This is a genomic window from Streptomyces sp. NPDC057654 (assembly GCF_042800135.1).
Classification (GTDB): Bacteria; Actinomycetota; Actinomycetes; order Streptomycetales; family Streptomycetaceae; genus Streptomyces.
In genome coordinates, this window is sequence record NZ_JBHVHQ010000049.1 from 1 (window position 1) to 20383 (window position 20383).

19 protein-coding genes are annotated in these 20383 nt (G+C 71.1%); 8 read left to right on the forward strand and 11 right to left on the reverse strand.

Annotated elements, in window-relative coordinates; all coding sequences use genetic code 11:
- From ACFU99_RS06835 to ACFU99_RS06850, 4 genes are all read right to left on the reverse strand, one after another.
- The coding region (locus ACFU99_RS06835) for a hypothetical protein (RefSeq protein ID WP_384386857.1) at nucleotides 1–1119 on the reverse strand (1119 nt) is incomplete at its 3' end.
- On the reverse strand, nucleotides 1116–1757 hold the full coding sequence (locus ACFU99_RS06840; RefSeq protein WP_384386860.1) for a WhiB family transcriptional regulator: 642 nt from the start codon (nucleotides 1755–1757) through the stop codon (nucleotides 1116–1118). The genes ACFU99_RS06840 and ACFU99_RS06835, both read right to left, overlap by 4 nt.
- A gap of 126 nt (nucleotides 1758–1883) precedes the next feature.
- On the reverse strand, nucleotides 1884–2594 hold the full coding sequence (locus tag ACFU99_RS06845; RefSeq protein WP_384386863.1) for a hypothetical protein: 711 nt from the start codon (nucleotides 2592–2594) through the stop codon (nucleotides 1884–1886).
- Between the two features lie 5 nt (nucleotides 2595–2599).
- Nucleotides 2600–3517, reverse strand: coding sequence for a helix-turn-helix domain-containing protein (locus ACFU99_RS06850; RefSeq protein ID WP_384386866.1), 918 nt, complete (start codon nucleotides 3515–3517; stop codon nucleotides 2600–2602).
- Nucleotides 3518–4574: 1057 nt separating this feature from the next.
- Between ACFU99_RS06850 and ACFU99_RS06855 the strand changes: the two genes are divergently transcribed.
- The 4 genes from ACFU99_RS06855 to ACFU99_RS06870 all read left to right on the forward strand — a co-directional run bounded on the left by ACFU99_RS06855 (nucleotide 4575) and on the right by ACFU99_RS06870 (nucleotide 8679).
- Nucleotides 4575–5018 (forward strand): helix-turn-helix domain-containing protein, encoded by a 444-nt coding sequence (locus ACFU99_RS06855; RefSeq protein WP_384386868.1) that lies wholly within the window; start codon nucleotides 4575–4577, stop codon nucleotides 5016–5018.
- 199 nt (nucleotides 5019–5217) lie between these two features.
- The gene (locus ACFU99_RS06860; RefSeq protein ID WP_384386871.1) at nucleotides 5218–5571 is read left to right on the forward strand and encodes an ImmA/IrrE family metallo-endopeptidase; all 354 of its coding nucleotides are present in this window, start codon (nucleotides 5218–5220) and stop codon (nucleotides 5569–5571) included.
- Between the two features lie 3 nt (nucleotides 5572–5574).
- Entirely contained in the window at nucleotides 5575–6771 is a 1197-nt protein-coding gene (locus ACFU99_RS06865; RefSeq protein ID WP_384386874.1) for an MAB_1171c family putative transporter, read from the forward strand.
- Between the two features lie 162 nt (nucleotides 6772–6933).
- The gene (locus ACFU99_RS06870; RefSeq protein WP_384386876.1) at nucleotides 6934–8679 is read left to right on the forward strand and encodes a hypothetical protein; all 1746 of its coding nucleotides are present in this window, start codon (nucleotides 6934–6936) and stop codon (nucleotides 8677–8679) included.
- A gap of 402 nt (nucleotides 8680–9081) precedes the next feature.
- Here ACFU99_RS06870 and ACFU99_RS06875 read toward each other — a convergent pair whose 3' ends face one another.
- The 3 genes from ACFU99_RS06875 to amcB all read right to left on the reverse strand — a co-directional run bounded on the left by ACFU99_RS06875 (nucleotide 9082) and on the right by amcB (nucleotide 11184).
- Nucleotides 9082–9768 carry a pentapeptide repeat-containing protein gene (locus tag ACFU99_RS06875; RefSeq protein WP_384386879.1) on the reverse strand — a complete coding sequence of 229 codons (687 nt, stop codon included), beginning with the start codon at nucleotides 9766–9768 and terminating at the stop codon, nucleotides 9082–9084.
- A 76-nt stretch (nucleotides 9769–9844) separates the two neighbouring features.
- Nucleotides 9845–10030, reverse strand: a complete 186-nt coding sequence (gene amcA, locus ACFU99_RS06880) for a multiple cyclophane-containing RiPP AmcA (RefSeq protein WP_384386881.1) — start codon at nucleotides 10028–10030, stop codon at nucleotides 9845–9847.
- Nucleotides 10027–11184 carry a cyclophane-forming radical SAM peptide maturase AmcB gene (gene amcB / locus ACFU99_RS06885; protein ID WP_384386884.1) on the reverse strand — a complete coding sequence of 386 codons (1158 nt, stop codon included), beginning with the start codon at nucleotides 11182–11184 and terminating at the stop codon, nucleotides 10027–10029. The genes amcA and amcB overlap by 4 nt, the downstream gene beginning before the upstream one ends.
- A 210-nt stretch (nucleotides 11185–11394) precedes the next feature.
- Here amcB and ACFU99_RS06890 point away from each other — a divergent pair, with 210 nt between their 5' ends.
- Nucleotides 11395–11916, forward strand: a complete 522-nt coding sequence (locus tag ACFU99_RS06890) for an NUDIX domain-containing protein (protein ID WP_384386887.1) — start codon at nucleotides 11395–11397, stop codon at nucleotides 11914–11916.
- A 5-nt stretch (nucleotides 11917–11921) separates the two neighbouring features.
- Here the strand turns inward: ACFU99_RS06890 and ACFU99_RS06895 are convergent, their stop codons facing one another.
- On the reverse strand, nucleotides 11922–13376 hold the full coding sequence (locus ACFU99_RS06895) for a hypothetical protein (RefSeq protein ID WP_384386890.1): 1455 nt from the start codon (nucleotides 13374–13376) through the stop codon (nucleotides 11922–11924).
- 174 nt (nucleotides 13377–13550) lie between these two features.
- Here ACFU99_RS06895 and ACFU99_RS06900 point away from each other — a divergent pair, with 174 nt between their 5' ends.
- From ACFU99_RS06900 to ACFU99_RS06910, 3 genes are all read left to right on the forward strand, one after another.
- Complete coding sequence (locus ACFU99_RS06900) at nucleotides 13551–14213, forward strand: 2'-5' RNA ligase family protein (RefSeq protein ID WP_384386893.1); 663 nt, start codon at nucleotides 13551–13553, stop codon at nucleotides 14211–14213.
- A 624-nt stretch (nucleotides 14214–14837) separates the two neighbouring features.
- Nucleotides 14838–15449, forward strand: coding sequence for a hypothetical protein (locus ACFU99_RS06905; RefSeq protein ID WP_384386896.1), 612 nt, complete (start codon nucleotides 14838–14840; stop codon nucleotides 15447–15449).
- Between the two features lie 108 nt (nucleotides 15450–15557).
- A complete protein-coding gene (locus ACFU99_RS06910) occupies nucleotides 15558–16337 on the forward strand; it encodes an NYN domain-containing protein (protein WP_384386899.1) in 780 nt (259 codons plus the stop codon).
- Nucleotides 16338–16455: 118 nt separating this feature from the next.
- Here ACFU99_RS06910 and ACFU99_RS06915 read toward each other — a convergent pair whose 3' ends face one another.
- From ACFU99_RS06915 to ACFU99_RS06925, 3 genes are all read right to left on the reverse strand, one after another.
- Nucleotides 16456–17187, reverse strand: coding sequence for an endonuclease/exonuclease/phosphatase family protein (locus ACFU99_RS06915; RefSeq protein ID WP_384386901.1), 732 nt, complete (start codon nucleotides 17185–17187; stop codon nucleotides 16456–16458).
- A gap of 38 nt (nucleotides 17188–17225) precedes the next feature.
- Nucleotides 17226–19424: a tetratricopeptide repeat protein gene (locus tag ACFU99_RS06920; protein ID WP_384386903.1), complete on the reverse strand. Its 2199-nt coding sequence runs from the start codon at nucleotides 19422–19424 to the stop codon at nucleotides 17226–17228.
- A gap of 584 nt (nucleotides 19425–20008) precedes the next feature.
- Nucleotides 20009–20383, reverse strand: a 375-nt coding sequence (locus ACFU99_RS06925) for a hypothetical protein (RefSeq protein WP_384386906.1), incomplete at its 5' end; no start/stop codon positions are given.

Below are 20383 nucleotides of genomic sequence, written 5' to 3' on the forward strand. Positions count from 1 at the left end.
GGCCTGAGCAGGCACTTCAACCGCAGTGCACGCGCTCCCCGCGCAGCCTTCGTGGCCCCCGTACGTCTCCGGCCCGGCGGCCCCGGTCCCCGCTGTGGGGCCGCCGGTCCCCGCGCCACGGTCCCCGGTACGGGGGACCGGTCCCATCTCGGTCCCCGGTCCCCGGTCCCCGGTGGGGTGCGCGTGAGCGCGGGCGTCGTCGATGGGGACCGCGGTGCTCGGTGCCGTCGGTGCGGGGACCGGGACGGTCGTCCGGTGGTCCTGGGGCGGGGTCCAGGGGGAGGGCAGGGGGACGGTGGCGAGGGTGAGGGCGTGCCGGCGGGCGGCGAGCTGGTCGAGCAGCTCGGCACGCCGGGCGGGGTCGGTGCCGACCGCGGCCCGGCCGAGCGCCCTCGACAGCCGCCGGGTGAGGCGCCGCCCGCGCCGGCTCTGCTGCTGCGCGGGGGTGCGTTCGGCGAGGCGGGCGGCGAGGGCCACGGCACGGGTGGTGGCGCGGTCGCGGGTGATCTGGGAGGCGTCGCGGTCGCGGGCGGCGATGCCCAGGCGCGAGAGCAACCGTTCGCGCGCTTCCCGGCCGAGGGTGGCGGGCAGGCCGTGGGAGGCGGCGCCGGGGGTGTGCAGGCGCAGTTCGATGCCCATGGCCAGGTGCCAGAGCACCGCGGCCATGACCGGGCCGACGAAGGCGCGGACGGTGCCGCCGACGGGGCCGCTCTCGGCGTAGGCGGGGATCATCTGCACGCCCGTGATGACCCACACCAGGGTGCCCGGCAGCCCGGGCGCGCCCTGGGCGGTCAGGTTCTGGCGGGCCATCAGCGCGGTCGCGAAGAGGGCGAGTTCGGCGGCGGCGAACAGGGAGGCGCGTTCGGCGGTGCCGGCCATGTGGAGGTAGTCGGCGGCGAAGGTCCACGAGGTGTCGGCGCTGTAGGCGGTGCAGCCGAGTGCGGCGAGCGCGGCGACCTTCACCGCCGCGCCGCCGGGACGTTCGTGCGGGGGCGTGTCCCGGTGCCGGGCCGCCCAGACGGCCAGGACCAGGGCGAGGACGGCGGCCGGGACGCCGACGGCCAGGAGCAGGGGCGGCAGGTCCGGTGCGGCGCCGAGGGGCAGGGTGGGGCGGGTCATGCGGCCTTTCCGTCAGGGGCGTGCGCCGGAGCCGATGACACCGGTGGGGAGGGCGGCTGTCGTGTGCCGGGCGGGGCGGAGGGGGTCCGTCTGGTCGTCGGAGCGCTTGGGGGCCGCTGTTTCTTGCGTCGGGGCACGCCGAGGGTGCGGTCGCGGTCGGTGACCTTGTTGGCGGCCTGGCGCAGCAGGTCCCGGGCGTGTTTGCGGCTGATCTGCAGGGCGACGGCGAGCCGGTCCGGGCGCCAGCCGCGGACGTAGGCGTGGTCGATGACGATCTGCCGCTCGGCGCTGGTGAGGTGCACGTCGCGGCCGTGGAAGAACGCGATGATGCGGCCGTAGTCGAGGCGCTGGGCCAGCCCGTCGTGCCAGGGACGTCGCTCTGCCTCGGTCAGCCCGCCCCACACGCCCTCCTTGAGCGCGTTCTCCAGGGCGTAGTTGAGGCAGTCGCGCCGGACCGCGCACAGGCCGCACAGCTCCTTCGCCTCAGCGATGGCCTCGTGGTCCCGGGGCAGCGGGAAGAACACCGCGTCGGCGTCCTCGGGGTCCATGCCCTGGCACACGGCGCGGGTGTGCCAGCTGGTGTCGCCGATGCCGCGCAGACCGGTGGCCGGCGCGTGGTGGGTGGTGATGTCTCGCAAGGGGTCTCCGATGTGCTGCCGCACCGGCCGGACGGGGCCGGGGAGGGGCACGGCGTCGGGTGCCGCGGCCGGCGCGGGACAAGGCGGGTGGCGGCGGTGCGCCGGGCGGGCGCACCAGCGGTCCGGTCAGGCCGTCGCGGGCTGCGGCAGCTCGGTCTCCTGGGCCTGCCGGGCGGCGGCGAGGTCGAGGCGGCAGGGGTGCGCGGTGGTGCGGGGTGCGCTGGCGCGGGCCATGCCGTCGGGGCCCCGGCGGTTGCGGCACGCCTCGCCGACCTGCGCCTGGCACCACTCGCAGGCAACGGTGCGGGCGTCGGCCCGGCCCTCGGCGAGAGCCGCCTCGCGGGCAGCCCGGGCGGAGCGGTAGGGGGCGAGGGCGGCGCGGGCCTTTGGCGGGATGCAGGAGCCGACCTCCCGCAGCCGTGCCTCCAGCTCCGGGTCCACCCGGCGGCGGCCGCTGGTGATGGCCGGGGCCTGGGCGGGCTGGGCGGTGCCGGTTGCCACGGCGTGCCGGGTGGCGGCCAGTTCGGCGGCCCAGGCCCGCTGGTCGTCCGGGTCGGCGTGCGGGGCCGGGTCGGTGTGCCGGGCCAGCCGGTCGCGCCGGTAGCTCTCCCACGGCCGGGCGATGTCCGCGGGCAGCACCGGGTACGGCGAGAGGAGGACGTGCCGGCGGGCGGCGGTACGGGCGTCCCAGCCGTGCGGGGTGGCCATCGGCACGTCGCCGAGCAGCTCGTCCCACTGGTCGAGCTGGTCGCGGACCTCGCCCTCGCCGGTGCGGATGGTGCGGGGGTCCAGCCGGCCGATGTAGGCCAGCAGGGCGGCGATCTCGCGTCGGTCCACGGGTGCTACTCCGATCCGGTGGGCTCGCCGACGGCGGCGAGCAGGGCTGCGGTGTGGGCCTCGGCCCGGGTCATACCACCCGGCCGGACGGCACCGGCGCCCGAGCCGGTGCCGGTGTGGTGCGGGGTGTGGGGGGTGGTGCGGGCCGGGGGGTGTTCCCGGGCAACCCAGGAGCGCCAGTCGGCGGCCCAGGCCGCTGCCGGGCGGGGTTTGTAGCCGGCGCGGTGCGCCCGCCACTTCGCGTCGGCGGCGGCCAGGCCCTCCTCGCCGAGCCGGTCGAGGTGCCCCTGGCGGCGGGCCCAGGTGTGGGTGTCCGGGTCGGGCTGCCAGGTGTCGGCCGAGGTGAGTGCGGTGCCCCCACTGCTGTACTTCCGGTTCACCTTCGGTTCCCTACGGTTCTGGGGGCCGGAATCCGCTCCATCGAGGTGCCGGTTTCCGCTCCGTCGGGGTGCCGGTTTCCGCCGGGAGGTACCCGATTCCAGACCTGCCGGATTCCGGCCCGTCGCAACAGAATCCGGCACCTCGCGGGGGCGGATTCCATACCGCCGCAGGGCTGAGACCCGCAGCCTCGGAACGGCCTCGGTCCCGCCGTCGGGCGCCGTGGTGCCGGCGTCCGACGACGTCTCCTGCTCGCCGGTGGCGTGGGCCAGGGCCTTCGCGGCGAGGGGGAGGCGGTAGACCGTGCTGCGCTGCGGGCCGACCAGGTCGTCGAGCCGCTCCAGCTCGCCGCCGTCGAGCAGCCGGTCGAGTGCGTCGCGCACCGTGGAGCGGGAGGCGTTCACCCGCTCCATCAGGCTGGTCAGGGAGGCCCAGGCCACGCACTGCTCGTCGGCCACCCGGTCCGCGATCGACAGCAGGACCAGGCGCGCCGCGCCCCGGCTGGAGCTGTGCTCCCACACCCACTCGCGGGCCTCGCCGCTCATCGGCTGCCCCCGCTCGCCGAGCGGAACCTGCGGCTCGCCGCGACCGTAACGGGGCGGTCCGGACCGGGGCGAGAGGGCGCCGGGCCGGTGGAGGTGACTGCCGCGCAGGCCCGGTGGCCGGGCCTTTTGCGCAGGGCAGGAGGCATGCAAGAATCCCCTTTGCAGAGTTGCCACGCTGACGCGCCCCGTGCAAGGGATCAGCGTGGTGACGGTGGCAGCTCCGCCCCTGCAAGGGCGGTTATGCCGTTGAGCGTTCGGCGTCCGGGAGTTCATACCTCTCGGGCGCCGTCGCTGTATCCGGACCTCTTCGGCCCGGGCGGTGCTCGTTTCTCATGTTCGGGAGCCGGGCAGGGCTGCCCGGGCGACGACGAACATACGCACGGACCCTCGGCAAGATCCAGAGTTGGTTCTAAAACTCTGTACTAGTCGCACAGCGTGACGCCCCGGCACCGGCGCGCGGATGCCGGCAGCGGGACCGGCCAGCACCGCCGGCCGGGAAAGCAGGGAAGGTGCCTGTGCCATTGGTATCGGCCCGGCCGGCCCGCTTCACCCCGTCACGTCGCTGCCCTGCCGGCCGCCCGGAGGGCCTGACGAAACGGCAGCGCATCATGTGCGGACCAGTCTCAAGAACCTGGGCCGGTTAAAGAATCCTCAGCGGGATGATGCGGCGGACCCCGGGCGGACGCCGGCGGAAACGCTGAAAGGTAATCGCCGCGCCACGGCGCGAGGGCGGGTTGATACCCGCCCTCCAGGCATCGGAAGCCTGGCCTGGGTGCATGAACATTCGGGCATGTCGCCCGCCCTCCCCGGCGTTCTGCGAATCAGCATGATCATTAACCGGTGTGAGATCGAACCTGCCGCAATTGTGCACCGCATCACATTCAGTGGTGGCGGGTTTATGCATACTGTCTGGCGCGCCCTGGCAGGAGCAGTTCGATCACCCGGTCGTGTTGGCGGAGAAGAACTTTCCATACCCGGATGCGAACGTCAACTGTCGTTAAGCGGTCGCGTATGGTGAGTGAACCAGCGTAAATCGACCGGCACGAGGAAAAGGATCATGAAAAACCCGGAAGCAGCATCCCGCGACAGCGGACCAGCCACGCTGGGCCAGCGGCTCAACCGGCTCTTCGACGTCGTCCACCCGGCAGACCGGGGGCCCTTCAGTAATATGGAAGTCGCCGCCCGCCTGGGGGAGTCCGGTGGTGAGACGGTGTCCGCCACCTACCTGTGGCAGCTGCGCACCGGGAAACGCGACAATCCGACGAAGCGTCACCTGGAGGCGCTGGCAAGGTTTTTCGGCGTGCCCGTCGCCTATTTCTTCGATGACGACGCCGCGGCCAGAATCGACCAGGAACTCGCGACCCTCCGCAAAATGCGCGATGTGCGCGTCGAGCACATCGCCATGCGCACGGTCGGCCTGTCCGACCGCAGCATGGATGCGGTCGTCGCCATGATCGACAGGGTGCGAGAGCTAGAGGGCCTGCCCGCCGACCCCGAGTGAAATGCGGCCTCTTGAGGCCGGAGCAACGCCGTTAGGAACGACCATGTGGTACGCGCGCCGCCGCGCCCGAAATCCCCTCGCCGAGCTGAATCTCCCCGGTGTATTAAACATCCGGGACCTGGCCGCGGAGGTGGAGAGACGGACGGGCCGGAACGTTCATCTGGAACCCGCCGCCCTCGACGTGGCAACTCCCTGCGGAATGTGCTGGGTTACGAAAAGCACCTATTACATCTTCTACGACCCGCGCACCAGCCGCCCCCATCAAGACCACATCATCGCCCACGAGTTCGCCCACATCCTGCTCGGCCACACCCAGGTCACGGACCTGCCTGCCGGCCCGGCGGACGGCACCGGCAGCCGCATCGACCCGGCGACCGTCAAGATGATGCTCGGACGCAGCAACTACGAGGTCGACGAGGAGCACGACGCCGAACTCCTCGCCTCCAACCTCCAGCGCCGGATCTTCGCCCTCGCCCACCAAGGTGACGGACCGGCAGGCGATGTGATCCAAGAGCGCGTCGCCCGGACCCTGCTGCGCCGCCGGAGGCGCTGACACATGAAACACGTCCTGCACCCGCTGGCCCTCGCGGCGTCCCTGCTCGGCTTCCTGGTCCTCCTGCGTGACCTGCGCGCGAATCGCCGGGATCCGGCCCTCGCCGCCCTGGCCGCGGTCTTCCTGCTCACTGCGGCCAGCTTCGCCCTCTCGCTCATCCCGATGCACCGCTCTCAGCCCGGCTACTTCGGCGCATCCGACCTGTCCGGCCCGCCGGCCCAGGGCTGCGTCATTGCCCTGCTGGTCTGCCAGCAGATCGTGCTCGGCTACTGGGGCGGCCCCGTCCCGGCCGCGCGCCGCCACGCCCGGGCCTGGATCGCGGCCGGCACCGCCGTCCTCGCCGGCCTGAGCCTTCTCTACCTGTTCCTGACCCCCGCCGGAGGGCAGTCGGCCGACTTCTTCCAGTACTACGCGCGCGATGCCTTCTACGATGCCTACCTGGCCCTGTACGTGACCCCGTACGTCACCGGCGAACTCCTCCTCGCCCGGGCCTGCTGGCGCCTGGCCCGACGGACCACCCAGCCCTGGGTCGGTCGCGGACTGCGCCTTGTCGCGGTGGGCGCCGTCGTCACCCTGGGCTACAGCGCCATCCGCCTCGGCGACATCATCGCCCCGCCCTTCGGCACCACCCTCGACCGCTGGGAGGGCGCCGCCTGGACCTGCGGCGACGTGGGGGCGATGCTCACCCTCCTCGGCTGGTTCCTGCCGGCCATCGCCCACGGAACCAGCCGCACCGTCACCCGGGCCCGCATGCACCTCCAGTACCGCCGACTGCGCCCCCTGTGGCTCGCCTTCTATCAGGCCGACCCCGCCATCGCCCTCCAACCGGCCCGCACCACCCTCACCGCACATCTACGCGTCCGGAAGATTTACTTCCACCTCTACCGGCGTGCCGTCGAGATCCGCGACGGACAGATCAACACCCGGCCCTACCTCGACGCCGCCACCCGCGCACGCGCCGAACGCCACCACGTTGCCGCCGGGCGCACCGGACGAGACCTGCACGCCGCCGTCACCGCCGACCAGATCCACGCCGCTCTCCACGCCCAGGCCCACAACACCGTCCCGCAGCACCGGGCCGAATACGCCGACACGCACATCGCAACCCATGCCCCCGTCGACGACCTGAACGTTCTGCTCGCCATCGCCCGCCACTTCGCCGCACACACCGACCACAAAACCTCGCACCCCGCACGATGACGCGAGGACGATGCGGGCTCCAGGCGGGGTCGACTTCGCACGTGGCGGCAAGGCAGACACAGCCTTCCCGGCTTCGCGATTCGTTTGCACCGGAAGTCGGCAGGCCCGGCCAGTGCCCGGATACCGTGGGCGTCGGCGACTAGAGGAGCGAAGGGGCGGACTATGAGGGCAGGATGGGAGCAGGCGTACACGCGCGCCGGACAGATCGCCGCGGCTGCGTCCCCGTTGGGAGCGGACGAGCGCTCCTGGGAGTTCGTGGCGGTCCGCGGGATCCTCGCCGTCGCGCTGCAGTCGCTGGGGGAACAGAGCGGCGACGGTCCTCTCACCGTACGACTTGGCTCCGTGCTGTGGCACCTTGCCCGGTCGGACACCGGCGTCCGCGGGCTCGCCGAGCCCCTCGTCGGGCCGCAGCTCGCGGCCGCCATCGCACCCGGCCCGACGCCCGAGATCTACCGCGGTGACGCGGTGACGGAAACGTGGCTGTGGCTGACGCGGCCCGGGCCGGCCCCGTCCGGCAACGGTGTCGAGAGCCGGCGCTGGGGCGGCATGACGCGCGGCCTCGCCCGCGGCAGCACGGAACCAGCCGTCACCGTGGCCCGCGATCTGACTATCGACGTGGTGCACCACGCCTTGGAGAAGGAGCGGACTGGCCTGCCCAACGGCACCGTCATCCAAGTGGTCGGCGATGTCTACGACGGACGCCGGGGCACCGTGCTGGGCGCCGCCTGGAAGCTCGACGATCGGCGGCGCGACATCGAGCACAGCGATCTGCCCTCCGGCTACGAAGTGCGCCTGTCCGCCGTCGGCACGGACGAGTCCGTGGACGTGGTGCTGCGCCCGTCGATGACGCAGGCCGTCCTCGACGAAGCCGCGTGGGAGCAGGGGCACCAGGATGCGTACCGCGAGGGTTCGTGGCCGCGGGTGCAGCGGCTGGCCTGGGCGCTCACCAAGTACCGGATCGGCTACGACCCGGCCGACTTGTCCCGGGCCGAGCGCCCCGAAGATCCCGAGGAGACGCGCAGGCGGCGGGAGGTGTGGATGCCGGCCAGCACGCTGCTGGCGCTTGCCCTGTGGCGCGCCGCTCGCTTCGAAGCACTGCTCGTGGACGAGGTGCCGCTGCCCAGAGCGCTGTGGTGGCTGGGCGGCGGCCTGCACGCAGGTCTGTACGACGAGCCGCTTCCGGAGTGGAGTCCGGCGCTGGTGGGGGGTTGGGCCAGGGTGCAGCAGAGCGGCGACAAGTTGATGTACTCGGCGCGTTCGATCGTCGAGCGGAATATGGTGTCGGTGGTCTACGCCAACCGGCTGGAGGAGACCGCCGACGGCAGCCTGCTACCGCCGGTGCTCCTCGGGGACCGATGCCGGGCGCTGGCCGCCGCCCCTTACCGTGACGGGCAGCCGCCGCGCTGGGCGGAGGAGGTCGAATACGCGGGCCGTGCCGTCGCCGAGGCGTCGGAGTGCTGGCGGGCGGGGACGTGGACGCCCGGGGAGGCGGTCGCGGCGGTGGCCGCCGTTCTTTACCCCACGCTCCGCGCGGAGCCCGACGCGCCCGAGATGCCCGAAGGCGTCGAGGGCCCCGCCTGGATCCAGCGCGTCGTGCACCTCGTGCACGTCCATACGACGATCAGTACCGTCCAGCACCACCATCAGGGGGACGCGGAGCTTTCCCCGCATCCACGCCATCGGTTCGGGCTCGCGCTCGGCCTGGCCCACAATGCGCTGGACAACATCTGTCCGGCCGGCCGGGAGCTGGAGTCGCTGTGGGCGGGCCGTCAGGTGGGCGTGGCGTCCTGGGAGCGGACGCGTGTGCCCGTGGCCGTGCGGGAGCACATTATCGCGTTGGAAGACCTGGTCCATGATTTGTGCCTGCTCTGCTTCGAGGTGAGCGGGCTTCCCGGTGAGGAGGTCTGATCCCTCTGCCGTCGGCACCCCGGCGCGAACGGGTACCCGGCGGGCCGGGTGCCGGTGTCCGGACGCGCGGACCCCGCGGCCGGGCCGAGCACGACGGGGGAACGGCGGCACCACGGCCTTGGATGCAGTGAGCCGTAGCAGGGCTGCTATTGCAGAGGAGCCCCGGTGCCTGTGGGTACCGCAGTGGCTCCAGGGCGTCAGGCAGGTGGTACTCCTGCGTGCACGTGCACGCCAACGGTGACCTTGGACGGGAGGATGCACGCGGTCCCACTTGCCAGAGCGGGACGGCGCTCGATGCGCCACGGCCGGCTCGTCGCCTTCAAGTGGGGCGGGGCGGAGCCGTGCCGGCCGCGGCCATCGGATGCAGCCGGGCTGTCTGTGCCTCGCGGAGAAGGTTGGGAACTACTGGGCGTCGTGCTCTTCGCCGTAGGTGACGTCCAGGGCTGCCGCGAGCGCCTCGGCCAGTTGTAGGGTCTGTACCCGGTCGATGGTCACCTGCTTGAGCGAGGTGACGCCACGGAGCTGTGAGAGGTCGTTGCCGCGCAGGTCCAAGCCCCGGTAGTTGCCGCCGTCGAATTCGGCCTGCCGCAGGTCGCAGCCGTCGAGCAGGGCGGCGGAGAGGTCGGCTGCGGCGAACGTGGCCTCGCGCAAGGTGCACTGGGAGAAGATGACGGGGCCGACGGCGCGGATGCGGGTGAGGCTGCTGTAGTCGAGCTTGCAGTTCTCGAACAGGACGTTGTCGAGCGTGAGGTCCTCCAGCGCGGCGCCCATGAGTTTGCAGTCGCGGAAGACGGCGCGGGAGACCTTGCTGTTGGCCCACAGCAGGGAGGCGAGGTCGCAGCCGGTGAACTCCACCGAATCGACGCGCAGTTCGTCGAGCCGGGTGCGCTGGGCTTTGAGCCCGGTGACGCGGCCGTCCAGCAGGTGCGCGCCGGCCAGGTCGAGGTCGCGGAGGTCGGCGCCCGCGTAGTGGAACTCGGCGAGGCGGCCGCGCCCGCTGTCGAGCGAGGTGACCTGGGACAGGTAGAGGCCGGGCTCGTCCAGGGAAGGAAGGGTGACGCTCGTGCGGCGGATTGTGCGCTTTGCCATTGGGTGCCTTCCAGCGAGGGGAGCCTGTCGCGGTGCCGGCCGCACGCCCGCTCGTGGGCGCGCCGCCGGCACCGGGTCACTTCTTCTTGTTCCAGTTGTCCCAGGTCGGGCGGTTGTCGAACGGGGCTGGGGTCTTCGCCCAGTTATCCCACGTGGGCCGGTTGTCCCACATTGTTCCGGGAGTGGTGGGGGTGCTGGGGATGGAGATCAATTCCATCACGATGAGGGCCTCGGAGGCGGCGAGTCCTTCCAGGAGTGTCACGCTGTTCTTCCCTTCCCTTCGGCTGCGAGGGCGGACAGGGCTGTGACCAGGGCTTGCCGGGTGACCCGGCAGTAGGTGGTCTCGGTGGTGGCCAGGCTGCCGTTCTCGAAGTAGCGGTTGGCGGCCTGGGCTCCGCGGCAGAAGTCGAAGAAGGAGCACTCGGCCTGGCAGCGTTCCAGGCCGGTCAGGAAGTCGCGTACGTAGCGGAGCCGGGAGGCGCCGCCCAGGATCTCGGTCAGCGACTGCTCCAGGATGTTGCCGGCCAGGAAGTCGCCGTAGGCGGGGTCGGTGGTGTCGGCGAGTTCCGGGGAGAGCAGGACGACGTCGCCGCTCGCGGACACGGTGGGGATCGGGTCGAGGCGGCGCTGGTCCCAGGTGGCGCGCTGCCCGGTGCGGATCAGCCGCAGGTACTCGCCGAGCCGCTCGACCTCGCGTACGCGCATCCGGTCGCCGTGGTGCCGGGTCCAGGTCAGGGTGCGGCGCCAGAATTCCTCGGCCTGCTCGGGGGCGGGTGGCCGCCCGGCGGTGTTGACGCCCTCGCTCTCCTCGATGTTCAAGCCCGCGGAGTGGCAGCCCAGGGACGCCAGGAATTCCAGGAGTTCCTCTGGTGCCGCGATGCCGCAGGAGCTGACCACGGAGATCACGGAGAAGGGGATGCTGTGCTCGCCCAGCCGCCTGACGCCTCGCACGATCCGGTCGAAGGCGGGCTTGCCGCGCAGGTCGACGCGGTCGTGGTTCATGGCGGCTGGGCCGTCGATGCTCACGCCCACGCGGACGTCGTATGCGGTGAACAGGTCGCACCAGGCATCGGTGATCAGGGTGGCGTTCGTCTGCACGTAGTGGTGGACGCGACCGGTCCGGCGCAGTTCCTCGAAGGCGCCGAGCAGCGCGGTGAACCTCTGTGGGCCCACCGCCAGTGCCTCTCCGCCGTGCCAGACGATGCCGACTGGCGCGCCGTCGGTGGCGAGGGGGGTGACCGAGGCCGCCAGCGCGTGGGCTACTTCGACGGGCATCTGCTGCTTGAGCTTGCGCAAGGGCAGGTAGCAGTAGCGGCAGTCGAGATTGCACCAGGTGGTGGGTTGGACCACCACGGTCTGCGGAGCCGTGAACCACTGCTCGTAGCGGGAACGCCAGCCGGGCGTGCGGATGGGCATCGCGATCTTCTCCCTCGCCGTGACAGGGCTTCGCCGGCCCCGGCGGCCCGGGGCGGGCGTGCCTCAACCATCCGGCTGTTCGTGACAGGATCCCGATGACATCGCGATGTCATCGCCGATGACGTGTCATCCGCCCGCCGATGACATCCGGAGCGAATCGACTCACCGGCCCCTGAGTTCGGGCACCGCGTGTGGGCTATCGTGGCGAGCGTGTCCCGCTCGATTGTGATCCAAGACGGCCAGACGGCCCGCAACACCGGGTTCGTCTACATCTGCTCCGGCTACCTTGTCGAGCTCGGCCGGGTACTGCTCGTGCACCACAACCGCTTCGACAAGTGGGTGCCGCCGGGCGGGCACATCGAACCCGGCGAGTCCTTCGCCGGCACGGCGGTGCGCGAGTTCAAGGAGGAGACCGGCCTGCTGGTGGAAGCGATCTCCAGCCAGCCCGCCGTCCACCCCGCCGACGCCAACGCCACCCCGGAACCGGTGCCGTTCTACGTGGACACGGAGCGCGAAGGGTTCGCCACCCCCGCCCTCGTCCAGTTCTTCTACGTACGCCGCCAGGCCGGCACCCGCACGCAGGCCGTGGAGGCACAGCGGGAGGAGGTGCACGGGGCGGCCTGGTTCGGCCTGGGCGACCTCGACGGGCTGCGTACCTTCGGGCAGGTGCGCTCGCTGGCGCGGTTCGCATTGCTGAACCACCCGGACAGCGTCGAGCGCGCCCAGCCGTAGGGGGACTACGCTCCGGCGAGTCGGTACCCACTCCCCCCATCGGTGGAACTCGCCAGGAGCAGCCGTACCGGAGCGCCGCCGAACGCCGCGGAGACCGCCTGGTTGAGGCGCTGGACGTACTTGGGCACCGAGGACGGGGCGACGAACAGCGCCGTGGCGATCTGCTCGGTCGCGAGCCCCGCACCGGGGCCGTCGTGCACGATCTTCACCAGGTCGAACAACCGCTGGGAGAGACCGACCCGCACCGGCAGGTCGAGGCTGGGCGTGGCCAGGAGTGCCGTGTGCGCGGGCAGCAGCGTGACGCCGGTGATGCGGATCTGGACCGATCCTTCGCTCTCGTCGGCGGCGGCCCCCTCGCCCCAGCAGGTCCGGGCCAGGCCGGTGAGGGCTTCTTGGTAGGCGGAGACGCTGGCGTACGCGGCGCGGACGGTGGCGCGCCGTCCGGACGCTCCCGGCTCGTTCCACATACCGCTCTCCCGGTCCCACAGGTCGTTCATCAGCCGCCACGCCCTGGCCAGGCGGGGGTCGCGCGGAGAGGCACCGGATCGGACGGCGGCCTCGGCGCCCAGCGCGTACGCCAGGTGTTCCCACGCGGTGCCCTGGACATCCTTGTCGTCCTCGACGAACGTCTCCCAGCGGTGGTGGTTGCGCAGGAGCCAGCGCCCGGCCTCGTCGACGACTTCCGACAGCCGCTTGTGCTGGACCTGGCCGTGCACCCCGCCGGTCTCCCGGGGCTGGTCCCGATAGGCCGGCTCGCCTCCGGGGCCGGTGCCCGAGCAGACCGTGGAGAGCGCCAGCAGGCACAGCGCGGTCTTGCTCGGACTCGGGTCGGTGTCGACGTAGGTGCGCCACCCCCACGCTCCGCCGGGACGGCGGTGGTAGAGCAGGCCGCGCACGCCGTGGGAGATCAGCGGCTCGGCCCGCTCCAGCAGTGAGGTGGTATCGATCCCGGCCGCGAGCCGCAGACCGGGGCCGAGTTCGTGGAGGGTGTCGCGCAACTGGGCCAGGGCCTGCAGAGCGAGCGCGCTCTGGTGCAGCGAGGTGTCGTCGAGCCCGAGAACCTCCGGCCACCCGTGGTCGACCTGGTGGTCCTCGAGCCAGCCGACGCACCAGGACACGGCCTCGGCCACGCCGTCGTGGTGGAAGAAACGCGGGTGGGACAACAGGCCGGCCAGGCCGAACGCGACGAAGCGGGTGTGCTCGCCCCGGCCGCCCTTCTGCCGCGGCCGGCAGTGCTCCGGGATGGCGCCGGTCAGGAAATCGAGCGCATGGCGGACCGGCTGGCCGGCGATCTGGGCCGCGCGCAGCACCGGCAGTACTTCGCTGGTGTTGACGATCGAAGAGACCGATGTGAGCGTGAGCCCCCATCCGCCATCATGGCCCTGATGGTCCAGCAGGGTCCGTGCGGCTTGTCCGGCCCGTGCCTCAAAGGACGCGAAGCCCTCCCGAGCTGTCTTCATGGTGTGCCTCCGCCGTCGCATACGGATCGCCCGGCCGGACCGTACCCAACTCCCGGACCTCGGAAGCCGGTTCGCTCATTCTGGTGAAAAGCGCGTAGCGGCGAACCTCCGTATCGGGCCGCGACCTTTCTGAGATTCAGGCCAGCTCGCCCCCGGCCGGTAACGTGACGCCCCATGAAGCCATTTGTCTTCCGCCAGGGCCAGAGCATTTGGCGCGCGGGCCTGACTTTGCTGCATGTCTACGCCGTGGTGGATTTCGAGCGCAGCCCCGCGTTCGCTGAACTCGTCCGCTGTGTCCGAGCTGCCACGAAGGGCGACCCACTCAGTCACGTGGGAGATGAGTGGTTTCATATCACCCTCTACCAGTTGTCCGAGAAGGCCGGCGCTCTGGTCACGCAGGCAGAGCGCGAGGACCTAGCCGACGCGCTGCAGCAGCGGCTGCGGGCGGTCGAGCCTTTCACCGTCACCGTGGGCAGCAGTCTTAGCTACCCCAGCGGCATTGTCTTTGACCTCCACCCGGACGAGCCGCTGAACGCTCTGCGGGGCGCCGTAACCGAAGCTGTCGAAAAGGCCCGCGGGGCAGATGCGACGCAATACCCGACCGGCGTTCTGCACCTGACGGAGGCGTACGCGACGGATCACGTGGACTCGGACCCAATCCAACGGCGGCTGCGCCGCGTGCGCCCCGGCCACGCCCCGCTGCGCATCGCCTCCGTGGAACTGGTGGATGTCACCGCCGACCTGGAGCAGAAGGCCATCACCTGGAACCCGATCGCCGAGATCCCGCTGGGCAGGGGTGGCCAAGAGACAGGGCGGCCGCGGACGCCACTGCCGTGACGGCGCATCCACCCTGATTCCGTGGCACAGAACCGGCTGGACCTGCCCAGGGAGCCCTCGTGCTCCACTCGCGGTCCAGCGCCAGTCAAGAAGCGGGCGGGACTGCCGAGTTCCTCGCCCCTCGTCACCGGACCGCACTCCCGTCAACCGTAGGTTCGCCTTTTGTCCGTCCCTTTTTCCTTGACCGTGGCCTCTGCCCGGCCCAAGGGGCAGCGCAGTGAGACGAACTCTCCTCTGATCGTTCACTCGTCGCAGTGCAGGCCGCGGCCTACCGGACTTTGGCGGCGTTCTGCCGCGACGCTGGCATCCGCCCCTCCACACTGACTCCGCAGTTGGAGCGGGAACGCCAAGGACAGCTCCTGGGGCGCGGACACAGCGGGCACCGGATGCGGCGCCCGACTGCAAGGAGATCGGTGCCACCGTCGAACCGTACGCGGAACAGCTCGCCACGCGCGCCGCCCCGGAGAACTCCGTGCCCGCGAGCACGGGATGAGCCACGACGTTCCAGGCCCCTGCACCGCGAGACGAGATTCCCGAGAATCGTATGCTCGTTTCCCGAATCCTCTATAGTTCGTGAGAGGGAGTCGTAGAAGCGCCAACGTCGTTTTATGGGAGGGTAGTTGTATGTCACGGTCCGTGAGCCTGCCGGAGGTCCTCACCCGATCCGACTTCGCCGCGGTGACGGGGCGCGAACCGCGCAGCATCGAGCTGATGGCCAGCCGCGGGCTCGTCGCGGATCCGACCCACCGCAACCGTGGGAAGTACGTGTGGGAGGAGGCGTCCGCGCTGGAATGGTTCCGCATGTTGCACGAGCATGCGGTGGTCGTGCCCGCGAATGACCTGGCCGAGGAGGAACTCGCCAGGTACAACGCCTACCTGTGCCCGCTCAGCAGCAGTCACGTGGGGCTGGCTCGCCCCCGGTTCCTGGCGATGTACAAGCCGGGCGGCCAGGGCCGGGTCTTCGGCGTCACCGCTGTGGAGACGATCCACCAGCAGGTTCCCGGAACACGCAGTACGACTGCGGTGACCCGCAGCATCATGCGCGAAGGAGAGACGCTGGACGCTTCGCGGAAGCCGTGGACCGTCTTCTACCTCAGTGAGGCTGGCACGATCGACAAGATCACGCCGGTGATCCAACAGGGGCGGTACGTGCCCGTCGGCCACGTCCGAAAGGCGGTGGCCTCCGGCAGCCTCGTCGTCCCCACCCTTGACGAAGCCTTCCCCGCCAGGAAATGACCGCAATCAGACAGTGAACCGTCGGACATCCGCAGGTGAAGTCGACCGCACTATGGCCGAGTTGTCCACAGCCGTATGCCGAGAGATCGAATGGGACCCGCTGTGCGCATGACCGCAGAGAACACGGCGAAACTGGCAGTATTGATCGACGCCGACAACGCCACGCCCGCGGCAGTGCCGGAGCTGCTGGCGGAGGTCGCCAAGTTCGGGACGGCCCACGTCAAACGCGCCTATGGCGACTGGACCGGCACCCGGCTCAAGGGCTGGAAGGACCAGCTACTTGAACAGTCCATCCAGCCGGTCCAGCAGTTCGCCTACACCGCCGGCAAGAACGCCACCGACGCCGCCATGGTCATCGACGCGATGGACCTGCTGTACTCGGGGCGCTTCGACGGATTCTGCATCGTCTCCAGCGACAGCGACTTCACCCGCCTCGCCGCCCGCATCCGGGAGTCCGGCCTGACCGTGTACGGATTCGGCGAACACAAGACTCCCAAATCGTTCGTCGCCGCGTGCGACAAGTTCATCTATATCGAGAACCTCAAGAGCACCAGCGCCTCCACCGAGGCGAGACCGGCCTCACGGACCACGGCGGCCAAGCTGAAAGGCGACACGGCCCTGATCCACCTGCTCCGTCACGCCGTGGAGGCAGCTTCCGACGAGGACGGCTGGGCCCACCTCGCGAACGTAGGCCACATCATCACTAAACAACGCCCCGATTTTGACTCCCGCACCTACGGCTACGCCAAGCTCAGCGACCTCTTCTCCGCAATCACCCTGTTCGAAATGGACCGCCGCACCCCCGGTGACGGAAAGACGGCTGTCATCTACGCCCGCGACAAGCGCCGCCCCAACGACGTTCCCAGGCAAGCACCGGCAGAGGGCTGAGCTTCCGGCGCCACCGCGGCCGCACAGGCCAAGACGATCACATGGAAACGTGACGCTGGCCCTTCTCGGCACAGCTCTCTGACTCCGCCCGGGAACAGACGAACCTCCACACGGCAGGTCAGGCAGCGCGCCCAAGGACAAGGTCTTTAGGCAGAATTGCCGTGGCCCTCGAATGAGGCAACGGATGCAGCCCAGGCCGCCGGAGCGGGACACTCCGGTTGTGGGCCTGGCCGTCGGGTTCGGTGTCCATGACGAGTCCGCCGTCGGGGCCGGGTCGGCTGCGGTGGGCACGGTGGGCGTCGTCCGTGATCTGGTCCAGGCGCGGGATGTACGCGTCGCCCTGGCGGTAGGAGTTTCGGTCGACGCCGCCGATGGCGGGGAGCTGGACGAGTCCGCCGTCGTTGCTGCGGATCCGCTTGTCGTTGTAGGAAGTCAGCCAACTGCCCTCAGCCGCGCGGTGGCTGTAGGAGTCGAAGTTCAGATGGCCGGCGAACGCGATGAGGGGTACGGCGTCGGGGCCGGCGCAGTTGAGCCGTACGGACGCGGCAGCCGGGGGCAGGACCCAGGGGCGCCTGCCTGGGCCCCATTCCCGGCGGACTGTGAAGACGTTCCGGTTGGCGAAGAGCGCGGTGCAGCTGCCCTCGCCGAGCACCCAGGCCATGCCGCCGAGTTGGTCGGCGGCCTCGTACATGACGTCGTAGCCGTTGTCCGCGCCGTCGGGCACCTCCTGCTGAAAGATCAGATCGGCCTCTGCCCCCGCCCACGTGCGGTGCATCGCCGCGCGTTTGACGGGATCTCCGGCCCCGTTGGCCTTGAAATTGCAGCTCAGAGTATTGATGGTCTTCTGCATGGGACTCCTGGACAGGGATCGTCGTCGTACGGGTGGGGTCATGGCGTCACGTCGTTGAACATGGCGGCCGTGCCGGACGGCAACTCGTCCAGGCGCCTGCGGACGCGGTGGGCGTCGCTGGGGCTCAGCCGCTCGTAGATCGCGAGGGAGGCGAGGTAGGACTCCCGGGCGGCCGGGATGTCCGCGTGCTGCTGGGCGGTCTGGCCGATGAATTCGTGGGTGCGTGCCTGCCAGTGCGCTGAGGACGTGGCGGGCTGGGCGAACTCCGCCAGCGCCGCGCGCAGCACTACGAGCCCCGCCGTGTAGTCGTCGTGCCCGCGAGCGAGGCCCTCGTACGCGAGCGCCCGGGCCGCGTTGAAGGCGTCGCCGGCCCTCAGGAGGGCGGCGCGGGCCTGCGCGAGGTGGACCTCGGCCTCGTCGGGGTGGCTGGTGGCGAGTGCGGCCTTGCCCAGTTCCAGGTCGCACAGCGCCACGCCGCGGTCGTCTCCGTTGTCCCGGCGCTGTTGGCGGGCCTCGCGGAAGTGCGGGACGGCCTCGTCGGGGCGGTCGGCGTTGAGCAGGGTTTCGCCCAGGCCGTTGAGGGACTGGGCCCGGCTGTGCCGGTCACCGTCGGCGATGGCGCTGTCCCGTGCCCGCTCGTACCAGCGGCGGGCACGCTCGTACCGGCCGAGACCGCGCAGGGCGACCGCGCCGCTGGTGCGCATCTCCCGCTCGACCTGCCGGCGCAGCGCGGCGGGGGAGGAGGCGTCGCGCCGGGCCGCGTCGATGGCCAGTTCGTGGGCCGTGACCGATTCGGTGTGCAGCCGGGCGTGCAGGAACAGCGGCCACATCGCGGAGACCAGCTGCCAGCAGGAGGAGTACAAGCCCGCGCCGGTGGCGTGGACCAGCAGCATCAGGTTCTCCGCCTGTGAGCGCAGCCACGCCATCGCGTCGACCGGGCGGGTGAACGGCGGCGGGAGGGTGGGCGTGGTGGCGTAGGTGCGCGGGAGACGGTCGTGGTGCGTGGGGGTGATGAGGGCGTCGGCGGCGGTCGTGGCGTAGACATACCAGTCGAGCAGCCGGCGCAGGGCCGCCTGGTGCTGGTCGGCGGTCAGCTCGGCGGCGGCGCGGGCGCGGGCGTGGGCCCAGACGGTGTCGTGGAGGGTGAACACGTGCCGGGTGGGGTCGGCGCCGCGGCTTTCCAGGAGGTTGCGTTCGCCCAGCGCGGTCAGGGCGTGCAGGACCTCGGAGCGGGACATCCCGCACACCGCGGCGGCCGCGTCGGGGTCGAGGTCGGCCAGGGGAGCGGTGCCCAGGAGCCGGTAGACCTGCTGGACGGCGGGGCCGAGGGCTTCGACGGCGGTGTCCAGGGCTCGAAGGATCTCCGGGGACTCCGCCGGGAGGAGGTGGCCGGGCCGGGCGGGGTCCTGGGAGCGGACGAGCGCTTCGACCGTTTCGTCCAGGGTGAGGTGGGGTTGGGCGACTTGGTGGCGGGCCGCCACTCGCAGGGCCAGCGGCAGTCCTCCGCACATCGCGACGAGATCCTGGGCGGCCCGCGGGGCGGCGGCGATCTGCTCCGGACCGATCCACTGGGCGATCAGTCGGGTGGAGGCGTCGGGGTCCAGGGGATGCAGTCGGTGGAAGACGGCGACGTCCACCAGGTCCTCCAGTGGGGCGCGGCTGGTGACCACGACGAGGTGGCCCTCCTCGCCCGGCAGCAGGGGGCGGATGCGTTCGGCGCTGGGCGCGTTGTCGAGGTGGACGGCGATGCGCCGGCCGGAGGCGACGGTGCGCCACAGGGCGGCCAGTTCGTCTTCGTCCTGGGGGAGGCGGCTGAGGCCGTAGGCGCGCAGGAACCGGGCGAGGACCTGGACCGCGCGTACGGGTTCGCCGGGGGTGTAGCCGCGCAGGTCGGCGTAGAGCTGGCCGTCGGGGAAGCGGTTGTGCTCTTTGCGCAGCCACTGGGTGGCCAGGGCCGTCTTGCCGACGCCGCTGGGGCCGCTGATCACTACGATGCCGGCGGTCCCGCAGAAGGTGTTGTGGGCGGCGCGCAGGTCCTGGGCGTCCTGGACGCGGTCCGTGAAATGGGCGATGGCGGGCAGCAGTTGCCGGGGGACGTAGCGCGGGGCGGGTGGCGCAGCGTATGTGGTGTGGATCTGGAGGCCGGTGATGTCGCGGGCCTGGATGGTGGTGCCCAGGGTGCTGTTTGAGACGGTGTTGCGGATGCTCCGGTCGTCGGAGTTGTCGGTCGGGGGCACGGAGTCCTCGCGAAGGATGAGATGGACATCTGGCGGGGCGGGCCGTCTGCGCGCCCTGCTGGAGGGCGGGGCCGGTGACCGTTCACCGGCCCCGCGGCCGAGGGGCCTATACCGCGGCCACGGACGGTGAGGGAGAGGCCGGCGGAGGCGTGAGTGCGGGAGGCATCGCTGGCAGGACGGCAGCCTGGCAGGCCAGCGCGGCACCGATCTGCTCGGGCCACGGCCGGCACTCATCTGGGGGGCAGCCCCAGTGGTAGACGGCTGGCACCGTCGCCACGGCGCTCGGCGCCGGCGCGCACTGAACCGCCTCCCTGCCGTGGAGCTGTGCGGCGGGTTCGGCGCCGTTCCCCGTGAAAGGCACGGCTATGAGCAGGGCGAATAAAAGAGACGACGAAAGATCGAGCATCAGTTCCTCGGTTCGCAAACGAGAGCGGACGGGTGGGTGTGGGGCTGGCGCCGGGCGCCCGGGCACCGGAAACCGCGCTGCGCAGAGCGGCACCCGCGGTGGCGGCGGCATGGCGGGGTGGCGGATGAGGCACGGGCCGGGACTGCGGGGCCTCGTCGGAGGGTGGCGGCCCGGTCGGTTACGAACGCAGGGGCGCGGTCGGAGTCGGCGGAGCCGTGCTGGCCCCGGAGGCTTCGGCGCGGCGGCGGGGCTGGCGGCGCGGTTCGCAGACTATGCCGAGGATGAAGATCCCCATGGTGAGAGCTGCGTAGTCGTTCAGGGTCGCCGAGAGGTGGCTGAAGGCACGGGTGACCTGCCAGTCGTAGAGGAAGTGGGCGGCGATCAGGGGCAGGATCCGGTGGTGGCGGGTGTAGAGGTAGATCGCTCCGGCAGCGGTGAGGGCGGTGCCGAGGGCGGGGACTCCGAGGTAGAGATGCGGGAGGAGCCGCAGGATGACGGGAACGGTGATCCATTCCCAGGTCGGCCGTCGTGCTCCTCGCAGGAGGAGCACGAC

What these genes read in the sequence shown, in the direction of transcription:
- ACFU99_RS06900 (WP_384386893.1), top strand. Translation starts at nt 13,551, where the DNA reads ATGAAGCCATTTGTCTTCCGCCAGGGCCAGAGCATTTGGCGCGCGGGC.
- ACFU99_RS06850 (WP_384386866.1), bottom strand. Translation starts at nt 3,517, where the DNA reads ATGAGCGGCGAGGCCCGCGAGTGGGTGTGGGAGCACAGCTCCAGCCGG.
- ACFU99_RS06915 (WP_384386901.1), bottom strand. Translation starts at nt 17,187, where the DNA reads ATGCAGAAGACCATCAATACTCTGAGCTGCAATTTCAAGGCCAACGGG.
- ACFU99_RS06860 (WP_384386871.1), top strand. Translation starts at nt 5,218, where the DNA reads ATGTGCTGGGTTACGAAAAGCACCTATTACATCTTCTACGACCCGCGC.
- ACFU99_RS06855 (WP_384386868.1), top strand. Translation starts at nt 4,575, where the DNA reads ATGAAAAACCCGGAAGCAGCATCCCGCGACAGCGGACCAGCCACGCTG.
- ACFU99_RS06865 (WP_384386874.1), top strand. Translation starts at nt 5,575, where the DNA reads ATGAAACACGTCCTGCACCCGCTGGCCCTCGCGGCGTCCCTGCTCGGC.
- ACFU99_RS06905 (WP_384386896.1), top strand. Translation starts at nt 14,838, where the DNA reads ATGTCACGGTCCGTGAGCCTGCCGGAGGTCCTCACCCGATCCGACTTC.
- ACFU99_RS06895 (WP_384386890.1), bottom strand. Translation starts at nt 13,376, where the DNA reads ATGAAGACAGCTCGGGAGGGCTTCGCGTCCTTTGAGGCACGGGCCGGA.
- ACFU99_RS06875 (WP_384386879.1), bottom strand. Translation starts at nt 9,768, where the DNA reads ATGGCAAAGCGCACAATCCGCCGCACGAGCGTCACCCTTCCTTCCCTG.
- amcB (WP_384386884.1), bottom strand. Translation starts at nt 11,184, where the DNA reads ATGCCCATCCGCACGCCCGGCTGGCGTTCCCGCTACGAGCAGTGGTTC.
- ACFU99_RS06870 (WP_384386876.1), top strand. Translation starts at nt 6,934, where the DNA reads ATGAGGGCAGGATGGGAGCAGGCGTACACGCGCGCCGGACAGATCGCC.
- ACFU99_RS06910 (WP_384386899.1), top strand. Translation starts at nt 15,558, where the DNA reads ATGACCGCAGAGAACACGGCGAAACTGGCAGTATTGATCGACGCCGAC.